Source organism: Actinokineospora enzanensis DSM 44649, assembly GCF_000374445.1.
In the GTDB taxonomy this organism is placed as follows: Bacteria; Actinomycetota; Actinomycetes; order Mycobacteriales; family Pseudonocardiaceae; genus Actinokineospora; species Actinokineospora enzanensis.
The window spans coordinates 276,650-298,579 of sequence record NZ_KB894403.1; the positions used below are offsets into that span (position 1 = coordinate 276,650).

General features: G+C 71.8%; 22 protein-coding genes. 14 read left to right on the forward strand and 8 right to left on the reverse strand.

Features of this window, described 5'->3' with window-relative positions:
- Positions 1 to 5: 5 nt before the first annotated feature.
- A complete protein-coding gene (locus tag C503_RS0101200; RefSeq protein ID WP_018680365.1) occupies positions 6 to 383 on the reverse strand; it encodes a DUF4267 domain-containing protein in 378 nt (125 codons plus the stop codon).
- Positions 384 to 477: 94 nt separating this feature from the next.
- Here C503_RS0101200 and C503_RS0101205 point away from each other — a divergent pair, with 94 nt between their 5' ends.
- Positions 478 to 1,068: a TetR/AcrR family transcriptional regulator gene (locus C503_RS0101205; protein ID WP_018680366.1), complete on the forward strand. Its 591-nt coding sequence runs from the start codon at positions 478 to 480 to the stop codon at positions 1,066 to 1,068.
- 11 nt (positions 1,069 to 1,079) lie between these two features.
- Complete coding sequence (locus tag C503_RS48380; protein WP_281170480.1) at positions 1,080 to 1,214, forward strand: hypothetical protein; 135 nt, start codon at positions 1,080 to 1,082, stop codon at positions 1,212 to 1,214.
- 373 nt (positions 1,215 to 1,587) lie between these two features.
- Here C503_RS48380 and C503_RS0101210 read toward each other — a convergent pair whose 3' ends face one another.
- Positions 1,588 to 2,343, reverse strand: coding sequence for a putative protein N(5)-glutamine methyltransferase (locus tag C503_RS0101210; protein ID WP_026315875.1), 756 nt, complete (start codon positions 2,341 to 2,343; stop codon positions 1,588 to 1,590).
- Positions 2,344 to 2,490: 147 nt separating this feature from the next.
- Here C503_RS0101210 and C503_RS0101215 point away from each other — a divergent pair, with 147 nt between their 5' ends.
- The 8 genes from C503_RS0101215 to C503_RS37295 all read left to right on the forward strand — a co-directional run bounded on the left by C503_RS0101215 (position 2,491) and on the right by C503_RS37295 (position 10,735).
- Positions 2,491 to 3,366 carry an NAD-dependent protein deacetylase gene (locus C503_RS0101215; RefSeq protein ID WP_018680368.1) on the forward strand — a complete coding sequence of 292 codons (876 nt, stop codon included), beginning with the start codon at positions 2,491 to 2,493 and terminating at the stop codon, positions 3,364 to 3,366.
- Between the two features lie 88 nt (positions 3,367 to 3,454).
- On the forward strand, positions 3,455 to 4,384 hold the full coding sequence (locus C503_RS0101220; RefSeq protein ID WP_026315876.1) for an NADP-dependent oxidoreductase: 930 nt from the start codon (positions 3,455 to 3,457) through the stop codon (positions 4,382 to 4,384).
- Between the two features lie 225 nt (positions 4,385 to 4,609).
- Positions 4,610 to 5,731, forward strand: a complete 1,122-nt coding sequence (locus C503_RS0101225) for a Gfo/Idh/MocA family protein (protein ID WP_018680370.1) — start codon at positions 4,610 to 4,612, stop codon at positions 5,729 to 5,731.
- Entirely contained in the window at positions 5,728 to 7,194 is a 1,467-nt protein-coding gene (locus C503_RS0101230; protein ID WP_018680371.1) for a TldD/PmbA family protein, read from the forward strand. Before C503_RS0101225 ends, C503_RS0101230 begins: the two co-directional genes overlap by 4 nt.
- Entirely contained in the window at positions 7,194 to 8,516 is a 1,323-nt protein-coding gene (locus C503_RS0101235; protein WP_018680372.1) for a metallopeptidase TldD-related protein, read from the forward strand. The genes C503_RS0101230 and C503_RS0101235 overlap by 1 nt, the downstream gene beginning before the upstream one ends.
- Complete coding sequence (locus C503_RS0101240; RefSeq protein ID WP_033400091.1) at positions 8,513 to 9,319, forward strand: DUF4438 family protein; 807 nt, start codon at positions 8,513 to 8,515, stop codon at positions 9,317 to 9,319. The genes C503_RS0101235 and C503_RS0101240 overlap by 4 nt, the downstream gene beginning before the upstream one ends.
- A complete protein-coding gene (locus tag C503_RS0101245) occupies positions 9,316 to 10,107 on the forward strand; it encodes a DUF4438 family protein (protein WP_018680374.1) in 792 nt (263 codons plus the stop codon). The genes C503_RS0101240 and C503_RS0101245 overlap by 4 nt, the downstream gene beginning before the upstream one ends.
- Positions 10,100 to 10,735 (forward strand): GntR family transcriptional regulator, encoded by a 636-nt coding sequence (locus tag C503_RS37295; protein ID WP_018680375.1) that lies wholly within the window; start codon positions 10,100 to 10,102, stop codon positions 10,733 to 10,735. Before C503_RS0101245 ends, C503_RS37295 begins: the two co-directional genes overlap by 8 nt.
- Positions 10,736 to 10,958: 223 nt before the next feature.
- On the opposite strand, the gene C503_RS0101255 is transcribed toward C503_RS37295, so the two are convergent.
- Genes C503_RS0101255 through C503_RS0101280 form a run of 6 tightly spaced genes read right to left on the reverse strand, consistent with a single transcriptional unit; the run spans position 10,959 to position 18,891 of the window.
- A complete protein-coding gene (locus tag C503_RS0101255; RefSeq protein ID WP_018680376.1) occupies positions 10,959 to 11,981 on the reverse strand; it encodes a D-2-hydroxyacid dehydrogenase in 1,023 nt (340 codons plus the stop codon).
- Complete coding sequence (locus C503_RS0101260) at positions 11,978 to 13,204, reverse strand: pyridoxal phosphate-dependent aminotransferase (RefSeq protein WP_018680377.1); 1,227 nt, start codon at positions 13,202 to 13,204, stop codon at positions 11,978 to 11,980. Before C503_RS0101260 ends, C503_RS0101255 begins: the two co-directional genes overlap by 4 nt.
- Positions 13,205 to 13,242: 38 nt before the next feature.
- On the reverse strand, positions 13,243 to 15,267 hold the full coding sequence (locus C503_RS0101265; protein WP_018680378.1) for a dipeptide ABC transporter ATP-binding protein: 2,025 nt from the start codon (positions 15,265 to 15,267) through the stop codon (positions 13,243 to 13,245).
- Positions 15,264 to 16,160 (reverse strand): ABC transporter permease, encoded by an 897-nt coding sequence (locus tag C503_RS0101270; RefSeq protein ID WP_018680379.1) that lies wholly within the window; start codon positions 16,158 to 16,160, stop codon positions 15,264 to 15,266. Before C503_RS0101270 ends, C503_RS0101265 begins: the two co-directional genes overlap by 4 nt.
- Entirely contained in the window at positions 16,153 to 17,130 is a 978-nt protein-coding gene (locus C503_RS0101275; RefSeq protein WP_018680380.1) for an ABC transporter permease, read from the reverse strand. Before C503_RS0101275 ends, C503_RS0101270 begins: the two co-directional genes overlap by 8 nt.
- 51 nt (positions 17,131 to 17,181) lie before the next feature.
- The gene (locus C503_RS0101280) at positions 17,182 to 18,891 is read right to left on the reverse strand and encodes an ABC transporter family substrate-binding protein (protein ID WP_018680381.1); all 1,710 of its coding nucleotides are present in this window, start codon (positions 18,889 to 18,891) and stop codon (positions 17,182 to 17,184) included.
- A gap of 249 nt (positions 18,892 to 19,140) precedes the next feature.
- Between C503_RS0101280 and C503_RS0101285 the strand changes: the two genes are divergently transcribed.
- From C503_RS0101285 to C503_RS0101300, 4 genes are read left to right on the forward strand one after another with little or no spacing between them, the layout of a single operon-like run.
- The gene (locus C503_RS0101285; RefSeq protein WP_018680382.1) at positions 19,141 to 20,070 is read left to right on the forward strand and encodes a succinylglutamate desuccinylase/aspartoacylase family protein; all 930 of its coding nucleotides are present in this window, start codon (positions 19,141 to 19,143) and stop codon (positions 20,068 to 20,070) included.
- Between the two features lie 10 nt (positions 20,071 to 20,080).
- A complete protein-coding gene (locus tag C503_RS0101290; RefSeq protein WP_018680383.1) occupies positions 20,081 to 20,818 on the forward strand; it encodes an SDR family NAD(P)-dependent oxidoreductase in 738 nt (245 codons plus the stop codon).
- Positions 20,815 to 21,555 carry an SDR family NAD(P)-dependent oxidoreductase gene (locus tag C503_RS0101295; protein WP_018680384.1) on the forward strand — a complete coding sequence of 247 codons (741 nt, stop codon included), beginning with the start codon at positions 20,815 to 20,817 and terminating at the stop codon, positions 21,553 to 21,555. The genes C503_RS0101290 and C503_RS0101295 overlap by 4 nt, the downstream gene beginning before the upstream one ends.
- Complete coding sequence (locus C503_RS0101300) at positions 21,552 to 21,917, forward strand: RidA family protein (protein ID WP_018680385.1); 366 nt, start codon at positions 21,552 to 21,554, stop codon at positions 21,915 to 21,917. Before C503_RS0101295 ends, C503_RS0101300 begins: the two co-directional genes overlap by 4 nt.
- The last annotated feature ends 13 nt before the right edge of the window (positions 21,918 to 21,930 follow it).

Consider the following 21,930-nt stretch of genomic DNA (forward strand, 5'->3'; position numbering starts at 1 on the left):
GTGCACTAGGCGACGAGCAGCAGCACGCCGATCACCAGCATCACCGCGGCGGTGGCGGCGTGCACGCCGTAGGCGACCGACCTGGGCCCCTTGCTGCGCAGCACGATGAGCGCGTCACCGACGGGGATGCCCGCGGCGGCGAGCATGAACCAGCCCAGCACCTGCGGTGTCGCCGCGATCATCAGGACGAACAGGAAGACCCCCGACGCGATGTCCCGCACGGCCTTGACCGACAACCAGGCCCGGAAGGCGGGATCCTCGGTCGGCGTGCCGGGGATGCCGAACCCGGCCGCGGCCCGCGGCGCCCACAAGGCTCGCGCGCCGATGACGATGATGCCCGCGCCGATCAGCCCGGCGAGCACGTCGGCGATGGTGATGAGCACGAGTCGCCCTCCTTCTCCGGCGCTAGCGGCGCTAGCATCGGTAGCGACGCTAACCTGCCATCGACAGGATGTCTAGCGTTGCTAGAATGCGGCCATGTCCGCCACCGGCGAGCGCCGCGAACGCGACCGCGCACACCGCCACCAGCTGATCATCACCGCCGCGCGCGACCTCGCCGAGACCGAGGGCTGGGACGCGGTGACGACCCGTAGGCTGGCCGAGCGCGTCGAATACAGCCAGCCGGTGCTCTACAGCCACTTCGACGGCAAGGACGCCATCGTCGGCGCCGTCGCCCTGGCCGGGTTCGACGATCTCGCCACCCACCTGCGCCACGCCCGACAGTCGGCCCCCGACCGGCCCCTGCGCGCCCTCTGCCGCGCCTACCTGGGGTTCGCGACCGAACGGCCCGCGCTATACCAGGCCATGTTCATCCTGCCCACCGACCTGAAGTTCGCGAGCACCGAGACACCGCCCCCGCTGCGCGCCGCTTTCGACGAGTTCGTCAGCTGCTTCCGTCCGGACAACGAACGCCGCGAACTGTTCGCCGAGGTTCTGTGGAGCGCGTTGCACGGCATCGCCGTCCTGTCCGACAGCGGCCGTATCCCCCTGAGCGGACAGGAGCAACGACTCGACTTCCTTGTCGACCGGCTTGCGGACACGACCCCACCGATGCAGGCGCCGACCTGACCGTTGTCCCGGTGACGGACGTCCCGCCGTGCGCCCTGCTGCTCGCCTGGCCCGCACGCAGTACGTCCCCGTCCGTCGCGGCCCTCGCCCGAGCTGCCGTGCAGGTCGCGTCCGCGAACAACACCACGTCGTCCGCGCTCACATGAGGGTCCTGCTCGCCGGAACCGGCACTCGGAGCCCATGGACACCCGGGCGCCCTCGTGCAACGCGCGCCTGTGGACAACTTCTCCCGCGTTGCCCCGTCTTCCGGAAGAGTAGAACTCGGGGGATCCCCAGGCGGTTGTCCACAGTACGGTCAACCATCCACAGCCCTGGGTCGCTCCTTGACACGTCCGCCTGTCGAACCCGGCACCCCGACCTGTCCCTGTGGATGGATTCCTCCACCGCGCCGCTCTCCCTGGAAGAATGGAAATCGGGGGGATCCCGGGCGGTTGTCCACAGGCTGTCGAACGATCCACAGGCGCGGGTACGTCCTTGACCGAACGCCGGGAGCGGACGGGTCGGCGAGACCGGGCAGGGCTATCCCCTGTCGTGACGTCCCAGCACGATCGTGGCCTCCCGGTCAGCGCACCGTTGCAGGCGGGCGGTGAGACCGGCGGTCTCGAAGATCGACAGCGACTCGGGTGACTGTTCGACGCTGGTCTCCACCAGCAGGTGGCCGCCCGGGGCCAGCCAGTCCGGTGCCTCGGCGGCGACCCGGCGTTGGAAGTCGAGGCCGTCGGGGCCGCCGTCGAGGGCGGAGTGGGGTTCGTGGGCGCGGGCCTCGGGGGGCATCATCGCGATCCGGTCGGTCGGGACGTAGGGGACGTTCGACACGAGCACGTCCACCCGCCCTCGCAACGACGGCGGGAGTGCCGCGTACAGGTCTCCTTGGTGGACGTGACCGTCGGGCAGGTTGCGGCGCGCGCACGCCACCGCCGCGGGTTCGATGTCGGCGGCGTGGACCTCCACGTCGATCTCGGCCGCGATGGAAGCGCCGACCGCCCCGCAGCCGCAGCACAGATCCACCACGATCTGCCCCGGCCGCGTCAGCGCGATGGCCTGTTCGGCGAGGAACTCGGTCCGGCGCCGCGGGACGAAGACACCGGGTGCGACCGCCATCCGGGCGCCCCGGAACTCCGCCCAACCGAGCAGGTGCTCCAGCGGGATGCCCTCGACGCGCCGCGCGACCAACACGTCCAGCTCCGCCGACGTGGTCGCCGCGTCGGTCAGCAACCGCGCCTCATCCTCGGCGAACACACATCCCGCGGCACGCAGCCGGGCAATCACATCCACGCTGTCCCATCCTCCCGGGTAGAGCCTCGCACAGCCACAAGATCGACAATCGCCCGCTCCGGCGACACGACCCCAACAACGCCTGCCACCTCACCGACCCCAGCGAGAGTGCCGGGTACGGCGAGGCGCGCACGTAGACTCGGCGGCATGCGGACCCGGCCGACCCTCTCCTGGACGGCCACCACCGCCCCCCTGCCACGCACGACCAGCCTCGACGAGGTGGTCCCCGTCCTGGCCGGGGGCGGGGTGGTGGTGCTCAGCGGCGCGGGCCTGTCCACCGAGTCCGGCATCCCCGACTACCGCGGCACCGACGGCAGCCTGCGCAGGCACACCCCCATGACCTACGACGAGTTCGTCGGCACCCCCGACGCCCGCCGCCGGTACTGGGCGCGCAGCCACGTCGGCTGGCGCACGATCGCTCGCGCGCGGCCCAATGCCGGGCACCGGGCCGTGACCGCCCTGCACGAGGCCGGGCTGTTGGCGGGTGTCATCACCCAGAACGTCGACGGCCTGCACACCACAGCCGGGACACCCGCCGTCGTGGAGCTGCACGGCAGTCTCGACCGCGTGATCTGCCTGGGCTGCCGCACCACCAGCGCCCGCGAGGAGCTCGACCGACGGCTGCGCGCGGCCAACCCCGACTTCGGCGCCGTCACCGGCCGGATCAACCCCGACGGCGACGTCGACCTGCCCGAGGACGCGGTCGGCTCCTTCCACCTCGTCGACTGCGCCGCCTGCCCGGCGGGGACGCTCAAACCCGATGTCGTGTTCTTCGGCGAGAACGTGCCCCGCGACCGGGTCGATCACTGCAACGACCTGGTCGACGCCGCGGCCGCGCTGCTCGTCCTCGGTTCCTCGCTGACGGTCATGTCCGGCCTGCGGTTCGTGCGCCGTGCCGCCGCAGCGGGCATCCCGGTGCACATCATCAACCGCGGCCGCACCCGCGGGGACGAGCACGCCGCCGTGCGGGTGGACCTGCCGCTGGGGCGGGCGCTGGCCGAGCTGGTCGACCGCGTCGCCTGACCGTCCCGAGTGGACGGATGATCCACCTTGTGGGACAACGGATCCGCGTGAGTACCGTGGTCGAGGGGATCCACACAGGGAGGTCAGGGTGTCAAACACACATCGGGCGGTGCGGTTCGCGGAGTACGGCGGGCCGGAGGTGCTGGGCGTCGAGGAGGTGACCTCGCCCGACCCGGGGCCGGGCGAGGTGCTCGTGCGCGTGCACGCCGCCGGGATCAACCCGATCGACTGGAAGCTGCGCGAGGGGCTGGTGCGGTCGATCCTGCCGGTCGAGCTGCCCGCCGTGCCCGGCGCCGACATCGCGGGCGTGGTGGTCGCCGTCGGGGCGGATGTGACCGGGTTCGCCGCCGGTGACGAGGTGTTCGGGTCCATCGGCACCGGCGGCTACGCCGAGCTCGCGATCGCCCGTGCCGACCAGCTCGCGGTCAAGCCCGCCGGGCTGGCCTGGGATACCGCGGCCGCGATGCCGGTCGTGGTCAACACCGCCTACGCCGTGCTGGCCGAGCTCGACGTCCGCGCCGGGCAGACGCTGCTCGTCGACGGCGCGGCCGGCGGTGTCGGCGCGGTCGCGGTGCAGCTGGCCCGGCACCTCGGGGCCCGGGTGATCGGCACCGCGGGCGAGCGCAACCACGACTACCTGCGCGGTCTCGGCGCCGAACCGACCACCTACGGCGACGGCCTGGTCGACCGGGTCCGCGCGCTCGCGCCCGACGGCGTGGACGCGGCGTTCGACACCGCCGGGCAGGGCTCGGTGCCCGCGCTCATCGAGCTGACCGGGAAACCGGACCGGGTGGCCACCATCGCCGACTTCACCGCGGGCGGGCTCGGCGCGCGCGTGGTGTCCGCGGCGGGCCCGGAGCTGCCCGACCGGCTGGCCAAGGCCGCCGCGCTGGTGCTCGACGGAACCCTGGCGATCACCGTGGCGCGGGTGTTCCCGCTCGCCGAGGCGGCCGCCGCGCAGGAGGAGAGCCGGGGCGGGCACGTGCGCGGGAAACTGGTGCTGTCGATCACCGGATAAGCCGCCCGAAACGGGTCTGTCCGACGGTCGATGGCACGCCCCCTGATCCGACAAGATGACCGGGAGGGCTATTCATACAGGTCACCGATCACGTCGGTAGAACTCGATCGTTGCGATGGTCCGGACGGCGACCCTCCGCCCGCTTGTGACCTGCGCCACCCTTCGGAGATGTTGTCGACAATCGACAATCGACCTACGGTGGGCGCAGCGAGCGGAGGAGAACGGATGGACGGGCTTCGGGTTGCGGTGATCGGGGCCGGGCGGTGGGCGCAGTGGGCTCACCTGCCCGGCTGGGCGCGGGACGACCGGGTCGAGGTGGTGGCGCTGGTCGACACCGACCCGCGGGTGCTCGGCGAGGTGGCGGAGCGGTTCGGGGTGCGGCGGACCTCGACCGACTATCGGGAGGTGGTGGACGATCCCTCGGTCGACGTCGTCGACGTCGCCACGGCCAACTCCGCGCACTACGAGGTGGCCGCGGCGGCGATCGAGGCGGGGAAGCACGTGTTGTGCGAGAAGCCGGTGCACCGGGACTTCCGACGGACACGGGCGCTCGCCGAGGCGGCCAAGACCCGGGGGCTCAAGACGAAACTCGGGTTCACCTTCCGGTACGCCCCCGCGGTGCGGTACGCGAAGAGCCTCATCGACGCCGGGTTCATCGGCACGCCGTACGTGTTCAACGGCTTCGAGCAGAACAGCCAGTGGATCGACCCGGCCACGCCGATGCGGCAGGTCGATCCCGACGCCGACCCCACCGTGATCGCCACCTCGTCCATCGAGGGCTACGGGGCGCCGATCATCGACATCATGCACTGGTGGGCGGGTGGGCGGCTGACCTCCGTCGTCGGGACGATGCGCAACTTCGTGCCAGAGCGGGTGGTCTGGGCCACGGGGCGCAGGCAGCGGCTCAACATCGACGACGGCGACATGTGGATCTGCGAGTTCGACAACGATCTGATCGCGTCCATCCAGTCCTCCTACGTCACGGTCGGCAACCTGCCCGGGATCGAGGCCCGCGTCTACGGCTCCGAGGGTGCGCTGATCGTGCGACTGGTGGCGGAGTCCGGTGTCTGCCAGACGATCCGCACGGCCACCAAGGACGCCGCCGAGTTCGTCGAGCGGGAGATCCCGGCCGAGTTCTTCCCCCCGGGCGGCGCGTCCACGGAGGACTGGGGTGCCCTGTTCTACGCCAACCTCTGCGCCGACTTCGCCACCGAGGTCCTCGACGGCGGCGACACCAACCAGGGCGACTTCGAGCAGGGCGCGCTGGTGCAGGAGACGATCAACGCGTTCGAGGCGTCGTTCCACCGCCGCGCCTGGGTGGACTTCCCGCTCGGGGACGCGGCGTGAGCCCGCACGGGTGGGGTGCGCTGGCCGACGACGCCACCGCCGCGGCGCTGGTGGAGGCGGCGTTGGACGCGGTCGACGGTCGGGTCGAGCACGCCGACGTGCGGCTGGTCGAGGCCGAGGAGCTGCGGGTGTACCGCAGGCTCGGCGCGGACGTGGACGAGCGCGTCGAGCACACCCTCGGCATCGGCGTCCGCGTGCTGGTCGACGGTGTCTGGGGATTCGCCGCGTGCCCGTTGGCCGACAGCGCGGAGGCCGTCACCGCGGCGCGCCGGGCGTACGCACTGGCCGTGGCGGCGCGGGGCACGTCGAAACCGGTGCGGCTGCCGGAGCTGGAGGTCCACAGCGGACGGTACGAGACGGCCGTCGAGCAGGACCCGTTCACCGTCGCCGAGCACGCTCGTCAGGCGCTGCTGAGCGAGGCGCTGGACGCGGCGTGCGTGCCGCGGGACGTGGTGTCCGCGCAGGTGGGGGTCAACGCCAAGCGCCAGCACCGGCACTTCGGCAACTCGGCCGGGTCGCGGCAGCACCAGCACTTCCTGGAGACCGGTGTGCTGGTACTGGTGCTGGCCGCCGGGCACGGCGACGTGCAGCGGCGCAGCTACCCCAACTCCTTCCACGGCGACACGGCCGCGGCAGGCTGGGAGTTCGTGCTCGGGCGCGACCTCGTCGCCAACGCGGCGCGGGTGGGCGAGGAGGCGGTGGCGCTGCTGACCGCGCCGGTCGCGCCCTCCGGCACCGCCGACGTGGTGCTCGGCGGGCAGCAGATGTCGCTGCAGATCCACGAGTCCGCCGGGCACGCCCTGGAACTGGACCGGATCCTCGGCGACGAGGTCAACTTCGCAGGCACCTCGTTCATCGGCGTCGACGACGTCGGCTCCCTGCGCTACGGCTCCCCCGCCGTCACCATCACCAGCGACCCGACCGTCCCGGGCACCCGAGGCAGCTTCGCGTTCGACGACGAAGGCACGCCCGCCTGCCGCCGCACCCTGGTGGACGGGGGAATCGTGCGCGACACACTCTCCACCCTGGACTCCTCGGCGCGCGCGGGCCTGCCGCTCACCGGCGCCGCGCGCTCCGACGGCTGGGGCTACACCCCGGTGTGCTTCGCCACGCACGTCTACCTCGAACCCGGAACCGGCACGCTCGACGAACTGTGCGACCGCCTGGGTGAGGGCTTCTACGCCGAGGACAACCGGTCGTGGTCCATCGACGAGCGCCGGTGGGACTTCCAGTTCGGCACCGAGGTGGCCTACGAGGTGCGCGGCGGCAAACGCGGCAGGCTGCTGAAGAACTTCTCCTACGGCGGGACCACCCCGCGGTTCTGGGGCTCGGTCGAGGCGGTCGCCGACGACCTGCGGATCTTCGGCTACCCGTGCGGCAAGGGCGAGCCCAAGCAGTGGGGTTTCCTCAGCCACGGCGCGCCGTCCACATTGGTGCGTGGTGTGCGGATCGGGGTGGCGTGATGGGCTTCGCCGCTCCTGTCGAGCCCGCCCGCGCCACCGAGTTGCTCGCCGCGGCCGTGCGCGGGGCCGCCGCCGACCACGTCGAGGCCGCGCTGCTGGCGCGGGCCGGGGAGTACACCAGGTTCGCCGTTGAGCGGGTACACCAGCCGCAGGACATCACCGAGCAGCAGGTCGTGGTGCGCGCCGTGGTCAACGGGCACGCCGCGCGAGTCGCCACCAGCGCGCTCGACCGCGTGCCCGACGCGGTCCGCCGGGCGACCGCGATCGCCCGCGACCTCGACCACGCGGCGCCCGGCCCCGGCTCGGCGTGGACGCCCGAGAACGCCACCAATGACGATCACCTGCTCTGGCACGACGACACCGCCGCCTTCGACGCGTCCGAGCGGGTGACGATCGCCGCACACGCCATGGCGGAGGCGCGCCGGGTGGGCGCCACCGCGGCGGGCATGGTCGGCCGGGCCGTGACCCAGCTCGCCGTCGCCGCGAGCACCGGCGCGCTGCGGCACGTGGTGGCGACCGAGGCCACCGGCAGTCTCACGGTCGGCGACGGGGACGGCTCCGCGCACTGGGCGAACCTGCACCGGTCCCGCACCGAGCTGGGTCTGACCCCGGCGACGGTGGCGGACGTGGTGGCCCGTGCCGTGCGCACCCGCGGCCGGAAGCCACTGCCCGACGGCGTCTACACCGTCGTGCTGGGTCCCGAGGCCACCGGGGAGCTGCTCGGGTTCCTTGGCGTGCTCGGTTTCGACGGCGGTCTGGCCGAGGCGGGTGTCGGCGTGGCCACCGGGCCGGGGCGGCGGGTGGCCGCCGAGCCGGTCACGGTGGCCGACGACGCGTCGCACCCGTTCGGGCTGCCCATCCCGTTCGACGTGTCGGGCACGTCCAAGGCCGTGGTGCCGCTGCTGACCGCCGGACTGGTCGGTGCCGCGGTCGACGACCGGACCGGCCATGCCCACGTGGCGCGGGAGTCGCTGCCCGCCCCGGTCGCGGCGAACGTCGTGATGGCGCCCGGCCCGGACGACGACCTGGTCGCGGGCGTGGCGGACGGGCTCTACGTCGAGCGGTTCTGGTACACCCGGCTGGTCGACCGGCGGACGAGCACGATCACCGGCGTCAGCCGGGACGCGTGCTTCCGGATCGTGGACGGCGAGCAGACCGAGCCCGTGCGGGGTGCTCGGTTCACCCAGTCCGTGTTCGACCTGTTGTCCACAGTAGATGGTGTGGGGGCCGAGCTGCGGGCGCAGCCGATCATGAACGTGTGGAACGGGTCGGTCACCGCGCCCGCGATCCGCGCGCACGGCTTCCGGTTCGGTCCACGGTGATCCCGCGCAGCAACGCCGATCGGCTGCTGACCCAGATCCTGGTCGGCGAGGTCCGCCCGCCGCTCGGCGACCGTTTCGGCTACCGCGTCGACGCCGACGGGCAGCCGTTCCTGCTGCCCGGTATGGGTGGGGTCACCCTCGGTGTGCGGGTCGGCGACCCGGCCACGGGTCACGCCGCCGACCATCTCGAACCCGGCCTGTCGGTGTGGCACCCCGATCCGGCGGCCGACCACGCGCTGCAGTACCTGACGTGCGTCGGCAACGAGGTGACCGTGCTGATCGAGGGGCGCCCGAGGGGACGGGTCCTGGGGCAGCACGCCTCCGTGCTGGTGGACCTCGACGACGCGGCGGCGGTCGTGCCGGGCGATCGGGTGGCGATCCGGGCTCGCGGGCAGGGGCTGCGGCTGCTGGACCACCCCGAGGTCGGGGTGCGGAACCTCGACCCGGACCTGCTGCCGCGGCTGCCGGTGCAGACCGCGCCGGACGGGCGGCTGCGGGTGCGGGTCGCCGCCCGGGTGCCGTCGTCGGCGGTCGGCGCGGGGGCGGGGATGGTGTCGGAGTTCGCCAACACCGACCTCATGGGGGTCACCGACGTGCGGATCGGTGATCTCGTGGTGCTGCTGGACCAGGACCACCGCTTCGGCCGCGGTCACCGCGCCGGATACGTGGCGATCGGGACGATCAGCACCGGCGACTGTCGGTTGTTCGGCCACGGACCAGGACCCAGCACCCTGTTCACCGGTCCCGCCACGGCCTTCGACCTGGTCGACGACCCCGCCGCGAACCTCGGCGCCGCCTGGTGAACGCCCTGGTCCGGACCACCCTGCTCGGTGTGGTCGAGACGCCGCGACTGGGCGCCACCCCGCACCTGGTCGACCGGGACGGCGTGCCGTACGTGCCGACGGCGACCGGCGGCGTCGTGCTGGGACTGCGCCTGGGCGACGGCGTGTTCGACGTCGACGCCGACCACGCGGCGCCCGGTGTCACGCTCGTGCACCCCGACCCGGCCGCCTGCCACGCGTTGACGGCGTTCGCCTGTCTGGGCAACACGGCGGTGGTGCGTAGCGGGGACGCGCGCGGCGCGACCGGGCGGGTGCTGGGCAAACGCGAGGGTCGGGTGATCGTGGTGTACACACAGGACGTGCTGGCGCGGATGGTGCCCGGCGACCAGGTCGCGATCCACGCGCACGGCCAGGGTGCGGCGGGTTCGCTCAACGTCGACCCCGCGCTCCTGCCCGCCCTGCGCGGCCGGTCGGTGCGTGCTCGCGTGCCGTCGCACCTGGTGGGCAACGGGTTCGGGCGCCCGGCGCACCAGTGGGACCTCGACCTGCAGGTGGGCCCGGCGGAGGCGGCGCACTGGCGGCTGGGTGATCTGGTATGCATTGACGATGTCGACGTCCGGCACAACGCCGGGAGCAGGGAAGGGTGGTCGACCGTGGCGGTCCTGGTCCACGCAGGCAGCCCGCTGCCCGGCCACGGCCCCGGCGCGATGCCGGTACTGTGCGGACCGACCGCGGGGATCGACGTGCGGGTGGACCCCGACGGTCACGTGGGCGTGACGCCGGACCTGCTGGGGTGTCCCGGTGCCTGACCTGGAACACCTGTCCCTGCCCGACACGGTGCACCGGCTGCTGCGCACCCGCATCCTCAACAACGAACTGCCCTCGGGCACCCGTCTCATCGAGGCGTCGATCGCCGAGGACCTGGGCGTCAGCCGCGCGACGGTCCGCTCCGCCCTCGCCCGGCTGGCGGGTGAGGGCCTGGTCGAGATCAGCCCGCGCCGCCACAGCGTCGTGACGCGACTGTCCCACGAGGACATCCAGGACGCCTGCTACGCCCGCTATGTGTTGGAGGAGGGCGCGGTGCGGGCCGTGCTGGCCCATGGCGCGGCCGAGTTGGTCGACCCGCTCACCGAGTTGGTCGACCGGATGGAGCATGCCGCGCGCGACCGGGATCTGGCGGTGATGGTCGACCTGGACACGGCCTTCCACGGGAGTCTGGTGGCCGCCGCCCGCAAGCCGCGGTTGGCCCGGTTGTTCGCCGGGATGGACGCTCAGATGGGCGCGGTGATGCGGTCCTCGCTGGAGGAGCAGCACCTCGACCTCGCCGAGATGCCTCGCCTGCACCGGGACCTGGTGGACGCCCTGGCCGGTGGCGACCCGGCGATCGTCGCGTCCACGCTCTACCGGCACTACCTGCGCGAGGACTACGTGCTCTGAACTCCTCGTCTCCGCGCATCGTGGAGGTGGGTGGCCGGTTGATCGTGCCCGAGACACCACTAGTGGTGCGACTCAGAACGTCGACCGCGTCTCGACCCGCCCACGACGCGCCTGACGGCACCGCCGGAAACGACCAAGTACATCCAGTACGAGGCCGTCCCGGCGGCACCGCCAGCCACGCCGTGGACCCGCCGATACACGGCCGACGTTCTGAGTCGCACCACTAGTAGCCCAGGTCCGGCCGGTACAGGTTGTGCAGGGGTGTGCCGTCCAGCCAGCGGCGGAGGTTGTCGCAGAAGAGGGTGGTGATCAGGGCGTTCTCGTCGGCGGCGGTGGAGGCGGAGTGCGGGGAGATGATGACGTTGGGAAGGTTCCACAGTGGGGAGTCGGGAGGTAGCGGCTCGACGGTCGCCACGTCCAATACCGCACCGCGCAGGGCGCCCGTGGCGAGGGCGGTGGTCAAGGCCGGTTCGTCGATGACCTGGCCGCGGGCGATGTTGATCACCACCGTGTCCGGCTTCAGCGCGGCGATCTCGGCGGCACCCAGGAGGCCCTCGGTGTCGGGGGTGAGCGGGCAGGCCAGGACGACGGCGTCCACGGTGGGCAGGATCGGGCCGATCGCGTCGAAGTGGACCACCGTGGCGACGCCGGGGGCGGTGGCGGTGCCGCCCGGGCGGACCGCGCCGATCACCTCGACGCCGAGACCGGCCAGCACGGCGGCGGTGTGGCGGCCGACCGCACCCAATCCGACCACCAGTACACGTCGGCCTGCGAGGGTCCGGCTCGTGTAGCGGGTCCAGCGGTGTTCGGCCTGCCACGCCTTGAGCCGGGGCACGTCCTTGACGAAGTGCAGCAGGCCCGTCAGCACGAACTCAGCCAACGGCACGGCGTGCACCCCGGCGGCCGTGGTCACCGCGACCTTCGACAGGTCCAGTGGGTACTGGTCGGTGAACCGCCCCAGGCCCGCGCTCGTGGCCTGGAGCCAGCGCAGGCGCGGGAAGTCCTCGTTGACCCGTGAAGGGGCGCGGCGGTCGAAATCGAACGCCACCTCGGCCGTCGAGGTGAGGGCGGACCATCGGGCCCGTTGCTCGTCGGTCAACTCCGGCAGGACACCGACGTGGTCGCCTTCGTAGCGCGGTACGGGCAGCAGATCCGGCTCGTACAGCACGTCCACGCGCGGGTCGACCGCCGCGATGCGGTCGACCAGGTCGGGTTCCAGCGGTGAGCAGATCACGACCCTGGTCACGAGGCCACCGCCGCGTTGGTGAGTGCGTCGGCCATCCGGTCCAGGGCGGCCGCCCAGCCGGTCTCCTCGCGGGCGTAGCAGACCCGGAACCGGCCGTGGCCGGATGGCCCGAACTGGTACCCGGGGCTCACGATCACCCCGGCCCGCTCCTGCAGCACCCGCGCCACCCGGACGTCGTCGAGGCCGAGTGCGGAGACGTCCGGCCACAGGTAGGCGGTGCCCGCGCCGGGACGCACCAGCAGGCCATCGACCCGGCGCAGCCGGGCCACGCTCAGTTCCCGCAGCGCGGCCAGTTCGGTGCGGCGGGTGCGGACGAACTCGACGTCGTCGACCAGCCAGTGGGTCAGCACGTGTTGGGAGTACGCGGGGGCGCGCAGGCACGAGATCGCCATGACCTGTTCGATCGCGTCGACCACCGGGGACGGGCCGATCGCGACGCCCACCCGGTAGCCGCTCAGCGACTCCGTCTTCGACCCGCCGAGCAGGGTCACCGTCCGCTCCGCCATCCCCGGTTCCGCCGCGAGATGGGTGAACGGGACGTCGTCGTAGACCAGCCTGCAGTACAGCTCGTCGACGACCACGAGGAAGTCGTGCCGCACGGCGAGCGCGGCCAGTCCGCGTACCGTCTCCGGGGTGTACACGGTGCCCGTGGGGTTGTTCGGGTTGGAGGTGAGCACCAGCTTCACGCCCTCGCGGGCCACGGTCTCCAGCGCGGCCAGGTCCAGCTGCGGTCCGGCGGGGTGCTCGACCATGCCCACGCGCACCACCCGGGCGCCCAGGAACCGCAGCATCCGTTCCACGAACAGGTACTCCGGGTCCGCCAGCGCCACCATGTCGCCGGAGTCGACCAGGGCGCTGAGCGTGGCGAACAGGCCGCCCTGGGTGCCGGTGGTGATGATGATCTCGCGGTCCGGGTCGACGTCGACGCCGAGCAGTCCGGACACCGACCGCGCGCATGTCGCACGTACGGCCGCGTTGCCGCGGTAGCCGGTGTAGGCGAGTTCGCCGTCGCTTGCCGCGGCGGTGAACGCGGTCAGTGCCCAGGGCGGTGGGGGGAAGCGGACCGTGTCGAAGTGGGTGGTGTCCAGCAACCCGTGGCCCGCGCCGTCCAACCGCAGTCCCAGGTCCGCCTCCCGCACGGACACGCCGAGCGTGTCGGCCCGTTCCGGCAGGTGCGTCCGCAGCACCCGCCGGGATTCCACGGTGTCACGGGTTGCCGCCATGTCGGTGTCTCCCTCTGGTGTCGAGTGGTTCAGGTGGTTCACGGCCGCGCCCAGTGGCAGGCCACGCCGTCCAGCAGCGCGGGCACCTCCCCGGAGCACCGGGCGCGTTGCGTGTCGGTCAACTCGCCCAGGTAGGTGGGGCACCGGGTGCGGAACCGGCAGCCCGACGGCGGGTTCACCGGGCTGGGCACGTCGCCGGTCAGCACGATCCGCTCGCGGGCCCGTTCCTTGCGCGGATCGGGCAGCGGCACCGCCGAGACGAGTGCGCGCGTGTACGGGTGGCGCGGGTGGTCGAACACCGGGTCGCGGTCCCCGGTCTCCACCACCCGGCCCAGGTAGAGCACGGCCACGCGGTCGGCGATGTGGCGCACCACCGACAGGTCGTGGGCGATGAACAGGTACGCCAGGCCCAGCGAGTCCCGCAGGTCCTCCAGCAGGTTGATCACGTCGGCCTGCACCGACACGTCGAGGGCGGACACCGGTTCGTCGAGCACCAGCACACGGGGCCGCAGGGCCAGGGCGCGGGCGATCCCGATGCGCTGGCGCTGCCCACCGGAGAACTCGTGCGGGTAGCGCTCGGACCGCGCCCCCGACAACCCCACCGACCGCAGCAGCTCCAGCGCGCGGGCCCGCGCCTCGCGGCGGCCGGTCCCGTTGACCCGCAACGGTTCCGCGACCAGGTCGGCCGCGGTCATCCGCGGGTCCAGCGAGTTCATCGGGTCCTGGAACACGATCTGCAGGTCCCGGGCGTGCCCGCGGCGCGCCAGGGGTTCACCGTCGAGCAGCAGCCTGCCGCCGGTCGGCTGCTCCAGGGACATCAGCAGTTTCGCGATGGTCGACTTGCCCGACCCGGACTCGCCGACCAGGCCCAGCGTCTCCCCCGTCGACAGGTCGAACGACACGTCGCACACCGCGTGCAGCTCGCCCCGGTCGCGGCGGAACAGGCCTGCGCCGCGCACCCGGTAGTGCTTGACCAGTCCGGCCGCGGTGACGATCGGCGTGGCCTGTCCGGCCACCGGCGTGTCCGGCGACGGGGGCGCGGGGCGTGGCGGGAACACGTCCTGCGGGCGTTTGTCGACGAGATCGGCGCTGAAGTGGCAGGCGGCCAGGTGTTCGCCGTCGACCGGCGCCAGCGGCGGTTCCTCGGTGCGGCAGAGATCGGTGGCAAGCGGGCACCTCGGCGCGAACGCGCACCCCGTGATCGGCCGGTCCAGCGCGGGCGGGGTGCCCGCGACGGGTGTCAGCCGCACGTCCCGCGCGCCGTCGAGGCGGGGCAGGCTGCCCAGCAACCCCAGGGTGTAGGGCATGCGCGGGGCGTAGAAGACCTCCTCGACCGTGCCGGACTCCACGACCTTGCCCGCGTACATCACCACCACCCGGTCCGCCTGCCCGGCGACCACCCCGAGATCGTGGGTGATGAGCACGGTCGCCGCGCCGGTCTGCTCGCGGGCGGTGCGCAGCGCGTCGAGGACCTGGGCCTGGATGGTGACGTCCAGCGCGGTGGTCGGCTCGTCGGCGATGATCACGTCCGGGTCGTCGGCCATGGCGATGGCGATGACCACGCGCTGGCGCATCCCGCCGGAGAACTCGTGCGGGTAGTCCGCGACCCGTTCGCGCGCGTTGGGGATGCCGACCAGGTCCAGCAGCGCGATCGCGCGCTCGACGGCCTCCTCGCGGCCCAGGCCGGGGTGGTGCGCCCGAACCGCCTCGGCGACCTGGAACCCCACCGAGTAGACGGGGTTCAGCGCGGAGAGCGGGTCCTGGAACACCATCGCCACGGAGCGGCCGCGCACCGAGGCCAGCTCGTCGTCGCGCAACCCGAGCAGTTCGCGGTCACGGAACCGGACCGATCCGCCGACCCGCGCGCCGGGAGGAAGCAGCCCCATCACCGCCAGCGCGGTCGCGGACTTGCCGCAACCGGACTCGCCGACCACGCCGAGCACCTCCCCCGGGCGCAGCGACCAGGACACCCCGCGCACGGCCGTCACCCGGCCGCGCTCGTCGGGGAAGGACACGGTGAGGTCGTGCACGCCGAGCACCTCGGTCGTCGCCTGCCGGGTCATCGCCTGCTCCGGGACCTGGTGTTGTCGAAGGCGTCGCGCAGCCCGTCGCCGATGAAGTTGACGCTCAGCGCGATGAGCACGATGAACAGGCCGGGGAAGTAGAACAGCCACGGCCGGGTGGACACCGCGGTCTGGTTCTGGCTGACCAGCAGCCCCAGCGAGGTGTCCGGCGGGCGCACCCCGAAGCCGATGAACGACAGCGCCGTCTCGGCCAGGATCGCGACCGCGACGATGATGGTCACCGCGACGATGATCGTGCCGAGCGCGTTGGGCAGCACGTGCCGGAAGATGATCCGCCACGAGCCCGCGCCGAAGGTGCGGGCGGCGGCGATGAACTCGCGCTCGCGCAGCGACAGCACCAGACCGCGCACCAGCCGGGCGACATAGGGCCAGGTGAGGGCGGCCAGCACCAGGCCGATCAGCAGCCAGCCCTGACTGGAGCCGCCGACGTTGTCGGCCAGCACGGCCGCCACCGCGATCGCGGGGAAGATCAACACCAGGTCGGCGACGCGCATCATCAGCGTGTCGACCTTGCCGCCGTGCAGCCCGGCCACCGCGCCCCACACGCTGCCGAACACGCCGGACACCGCCGCCACGAACAGCGCGATCTCGACCGACCGCTGCGTGCCGCGCAGCACCTGGGCCAGCAGGTCGTAGCCGGTGGCGTCGGTGCCGAACGGGTGCCGGGCCGACGGCGGCTGGGAGTTGTCGGGGGTGTACACGTCGTAGGAGTAGTGCCACAGCGCGCCGCCGACGAACGCCAGCAGCACCAGCAGCACGAACACGACCAGGCTGGCGGTGGCGAGCCGGTGGCGCCGGAACCGGCGCCCCACCAGCCGCCACCGGGGCGTGGCGACCGGTACCTCGCCGCCCGCCCGCGTGATCTCAACCAAGGCGAACCCTCCTGTCCAGCACGGCGTAGAGCAGGTCGGCGACGAGGTTGAACACCACGACGATCACCGACACCAGCAGCAGCCACGCCATCACCGCGTAGATGTCCTTGTCCCGCACCGCGGACAGCAGGAACGAGCCCATGCCGCGCCACTGGAACACGGTCTCGGTGACCACCGCGCCGGAGAACAGCACGGCCAGGTCCAGTGCCACGACCGTGGTCAGCGGCACCAGCGCGGTACGCAACGCGTGGCGCACCAGCACCTTCCGCCGCTTGATCCCCTTGGCGCGGGCCAACCGCACGTAGTCGCTGTCCTGCACCTCGATCATCGAGGACCGCACGAACCGGCTCCACGGCGCGAACGCGGTCATCGCCAGCACGATGGTCGGGAGCACCAGGTGGCCCAGCACGTCCGACACCGTCGGCCAGAACCCGGTCGGCGGTGGGATGGCGGCCTCGCCGACCGTGTAGACCAGGGTGGACCCGGTGGCCTGGTTGAGGTCGATCGCCTGCTGCTTGAGCAGGATCGCGAACCAGAACGCGGGCATCGACAGCAGCAGGAACCCGATGGCGGTGAACACGTAGTCCACCGCGGAGTACCGCTTGACCGCGCTGACCACGCCGATCACCAGGGCCAGGATGAGCGCCAGCAGCACGGCGAGGGTCACCAGGCGGGCCGAGACCCACAGCCGGGGCCAGATCTCCGCGCCGATGTCGATCTTCTTGACCGACGGGCCCCAGTCGCCGCGCACGATGCCGCTCAGCCAGTGCCAGTACCGTTCCAGCACCGGCTGGTCGAGCCGCATCCGGTGCGCCTCGGCGTCCAGGACCGCCCTGGGCACCGGCGGCTGCTTGGCCTTGAGGTCGCCGAGCGGGTCGCCGGACGCGCTGACCATGACGAACGTGATGAACGAGCCGACCAGCACGATCGGGACCGCGTGCAGCAACCGCCGCAGCACGTAAGCCAACATCGCTGCCTGCCTTCCCCTGGGTGGCGCGGGTCCGGTGACCCGCGCCACGCGTCAGCCGGTGATGCCCCACTCGCCGCCGTTGTAGGGCGGCCCGAAGTAGGTGCCGTTGGCCCGGACGTTGACCAGGTTCGCCTTGTACACCAGCAGATCCGGCACCTGGTACAGCGGCAGGATGTAGGCGTCCTCGGTCAGTTGCGCGTCCACCCCGTCGAGGTAACCGGCGACCTGGGTCTCGTCGGTGGCGCGCAGCGCCTTGGCGAGCAGGTCGTCCACGACCGGGCTGGAGTAGCCGCCGAAGTTCAGGCCTGCCTTGGTCATGAACGCCTGCGAGTACTGGGAGGCGAGGAATGTCTGCCCGATCCAGCCCATCGCGAACAGGTCGAAGTCCTTGCCCGCCTGGTGGGTCACGGTCGCGCCGACCGAGTCGGTGGTCTGCACGTCCACCGTCACGCCGAGCTTCTTGGCGGTGTCGGCGAACAGTTGGCACACCGTCTGCAGGATCTGGTTGTTCTGGATGTAGCGCATGGTCAGCGTCGGGACCGGGGTGCCCCGGGGGTCGATCAGCCTGCCCGCGTCGATCTTGTAGCCCGCGTCGGTGAGGATCGAGGTGGCCTTGGCGACGTCACCGGTGCCCAGGGTGCCCAGGTTGTCCTGGTACCCGGGCTGCTGCGGCACGTAGATCCGGTTGCGCAGCGGTTGGGCGTCGGAGGTGAGCTGGCCGACGGTCTTGCCGATGGTCTGCTTGACGTCCATCGCGGTGAACAACGCCTTGCGCAGCACGGGATCCTGCATGGCGGGGTTGTTCAGGTTGGGCAGGATCATCTGTTTGCGCAGCCCCTGCACGAGCTGGTATTTCACGCCGCTGAGCGCCTGCACGTTGCGCAGCAGGTCGACCTGCGGGTCGGGGTTGATGATCTGGACCTCGTTGTTCTGCAGCGCGGGCACCTCCTGCGAGGTGTCGGTGATGACGCGGAACACCAGGCTGTCCAGTGTGACCGGCTTGCCCCACCACTTCGGGTTGGGCACGAGCGTGGCGGCCTGGTTGGTCTCCCAGGACTTGAACATGAACGGGCCGCCGGACCAGTCGGGGAAGGAGTCCTTGTAGCGGAACCCGTCGTTGAACGACTTCGCCAGGCCCTCGGGGGTGCCGTCGTCGCCGAGCTTGCGGGCGACGTGCGCGGGCAGGATCGGGCCGAACAGCGACTTCCAGTCGCCGAACGGCTCGCTCAGGGTCACCGTGACCGTGCGCCCGTCGTCCGTGCCGACCAGGGAGGTGATGTGGTCGTAGCCCATAGTGGAGGCGGCCTCGCACTTCGGGCACACCTTGGGGTCGGAGGCGCGTCGGACGTAGTCGAAGTCGGCCGCGGTGATCGGGGTGCCGTCGTTCCACACCGCATCGGGGTTGATCCTGTACACCAGCGTCTGCGGTGCCGTGCCGGTCTGTTCGGCGCTGACCAGCAGGTCCTTGTTGAGCTCGACGGTCTTCAGGTCGGGCAGGGTGACGAACGGGGCCGGGTCGTAGACGTCGGCGACCAACTGGGTGGCCACGCCGATGTCGGCGCCGAGCGGGTTCCAGTCGACGATGTTGCGTTCCAGGACGTAGGTGATCGTGCCGCCCTGCCGCGCCGTACCGGTGTTGACCGTGTTGGCCGCGCCCGTGACCAGGTTGCCCGTGTCGCCGCCGCCCCCCGGGGTACCCGCGGAACAGGCGGTCACCACCGCGGCGACGGCGAGGACGGCGGAAATCTTTCGACCTTTCATGCTGCTCCACATCTCTCAACGATGGGGCGGATCGAGGTCACCAGAGTGAACAGGCGAGTTCGCGGGAATGGCAAGCAACAATCGGTGAAGCCCCCTGTTAAGACCTGCTAATCGCGGTCCGACCTGGGCATGTGCGCTTCAAGCAAACGTAACCGGCGGCGTTGTCGAACTCTGTCTTGTGCTTCGCGATCGGGTCTGCGCAGAATCCGCCCACCGAATGTTCAGCGCAATGGACGTCAGGAGGGAAATATGCCGACACTCGCGGAGACGATCGAGTGGAGCGATCACCCGGTCGCCTCGTCACTGGCCTACGGCACCGTCGACGTGCGGATCGGGACGGTCGGGCACGGCGGTCCGGTCGGGTTGGTCGTGGCGAGCGTGCACGGCGACGAGGGACCCTGGGGCACCCTCGCGGTCAACCGGCTGCTGGCCTCCGTGCGGCGGGAGGAACTGCTCGGCACGCTGCGGGTGGTGCCCGTGGCGCACCCGTTGGCCACCGAGGCCGACGCCCGCCAGACCCACCTGGACCTGCTCGACCTCAACAGCTCCTTCCCCGGCGACCCCGGCGGCTCGCACACCCAGCGGCTGGCCGCGGTGCTGGCCGAGCACGCGGTCGACGGCGCCGACGTGGTGCTCGACGTGCACGGCGGCGGCAGCTGGAACATCAACTGCTTCACCTACCGGTTCCCCGGCAGCGAGCACGTGGCCGAGTGGATGGGCACGCCGCTGATCCTCGACGGCCCCGACCGCGCGTCCAGCCTCACCGGGCACGCCCGGGTGCGCGGCGCGGTCGCGGTGTGGATCGAGATGGGCGGGCGCGGCGAGTACGAGGAGGACAGAGCCGCCACGGTCACCCGTGGCCTGCGCCGGGCCCTGGGCAAGGCAGGCGTGCTGACCGAGGCCGACCTGCCCGACGAGCCGGGCACGCCCGCCACCGGCAAGCTGCCCCTGTCGACCTCCCGACCGGGCATCTACCGGCCGGTGCTGCGCGAGTCGGCGCTGGGCACCGTGGTCGAGCAGGGCACGGTCGTCGGCCACCTGCTCGACCCGGTGTCCAACGAGGTGCTGGAGACCTTCCGCGCGCCGTTCCCGCGCACCGCGCTCGCCCTGCTGCGCCCCACCCTGGCCCGGATCGAGTCGCCCGGCCAGGTCGTCGCCCTCGTCGCCGAGATCGTTTAGGAGAGCCAGGATGATCGACCCCACCGGCCGGTTCGCCATCGTGGCAGGCAACGCCGAGGACATCGGCCACGCCGTCGCCCGCGAGCTGGCCGCCGCGGGCATGACCGTTGCGGTGCTGTGCGACCAGGCCAACGCCGTGCGCGCGCTGGCCGAGGAAGTGCCGTCCGTGCACGCGTTCGTCACCGACTTCACCGACGCCGACGTGCTGCGCGCCGCCGCCGAGGATGCGGTGCGGCGGTTCGGCACGCCACGGCTGGTCGTGCACAACTCGGCGGTGTTCCGCGAGGTCCCCGTGCTGGAACTCGGCGTCGCGGCGTTCAAGGCCGAGTCCGACGCCATTCTGCAGAGCGCGTTCGTGCTCGCCAAGGCCGTCTGGCCGCACATGGTCGAGGCGCGCGACGGCAGCATCGCGTTCGTCTCGTCGGGCTCGGCGCTGTCCGGGTTCGCGAACGAGGCCGCATACGTCGCGGGCAAGCACGGGCAGGAGGGGCTGATGAAGGTGCTCGCCCTGGAAGGCAAGGAGCACAACGTCGCCGCCAACACCATCACCACCGGCGCGCCGATCGACGGTCCGCTCGCGTACACCTACACCGATGCCATGCGCGCGGTGATGGTGCCGCCATCGCGGCTGGCGCCCGCGTTCGCGTTCCTGGCGGGCATCGACGCGGACTTCGCCACCGGCCAGCGGTTCAACGCCTTCCAGCTCTCCGAGGCCATCCGAGTCACCCGGGAAGGGGTGTCCGCGTGATCGACATCAACGGCAAGGTGGCGTTCCTGACCGGCGCCGCCGAGGGGCTGGGCCGCGAGATCGCCCGTGAGCTGGTAGCGGGCGGCATGCGGGTGGCGATGATGGACGTGCAGGAGGCGAAGCTGACCGCGCTCGCCGACGAGCTGCGGTCGACCGGCGCGGACGTCCTGCCGATCACCGTGGACATGGCCGACCCGGTGGCCACCGCGGCCGCGGTCGAGACGGCGTTGGCGCACTACGGGACGCCTCGGGTGCTGATCCACAACGCCGCCGTGCTCAAGGAGGTGTCCATGGTGGACGTCACCTTCGACGACTGGCGGCGCGAGGTGGACATCATCCTCGGCGCGGCCTACGTGCTGACGAAAACCGTGTGGCCGCACATGGTCCGGGCGCGGGACGGCAGCATCGTGTTCCTGTCGTCGGGGTCGGCGCTGTTCGGCTTCGTCAAGGAAACCGCGTACACGCCCGGCAAGCACGCGCAAGAAGGACTGATGAAGGTGTTGTCCTTGGAAGGCAAGGAACACAACATCGCGGTCAACACGACGTCCACCGGCCGTCCTATTGATACGCCGATGTCGGACTCCCACTACACGGAGGAAATGCGGATCGGCATCGTGCCGCCATCGCGGCTGGCGCCCGCGTTCGCGTTCCTGGCGGGCATCGACGCGGACTTCGCCACCGGACAGCGGTTCAACGCCTTCCAGCTCTCCGAGGCGATCCGGGTGACCCGCGGATGATCCCTCCCGCGGGCCACTACCAACCGTTCGTCCGCGCGGGCGACACCGTCTACGTGTCCGGCCAGGTGCCGCGCCTGCCTGACGGGTCCTACCAGCCCGCCGACGTGGCGACCGAGACCACGCTGACCCTGGACAACCTCGCCGTCGTCGTGCGCGCGGCGGGCGGCGACCAGACCTGCGTGGTCAAGGTGACCGCCTACCTGACCGACGCGGCGGACTTCGCCGAGTTCGACCGGGCCTACGCCGCCCACTTCGGCGAGTGGAAACCGGCCCGCACGACGGTCGTGGTCGGGCTGCGGTCGGTCAAGGTCGAGGTGGACGCGGTACTGCACCTGCCGTCGGCGGGCGATGGCGGAGCGTGACAGTTGCCCGGAT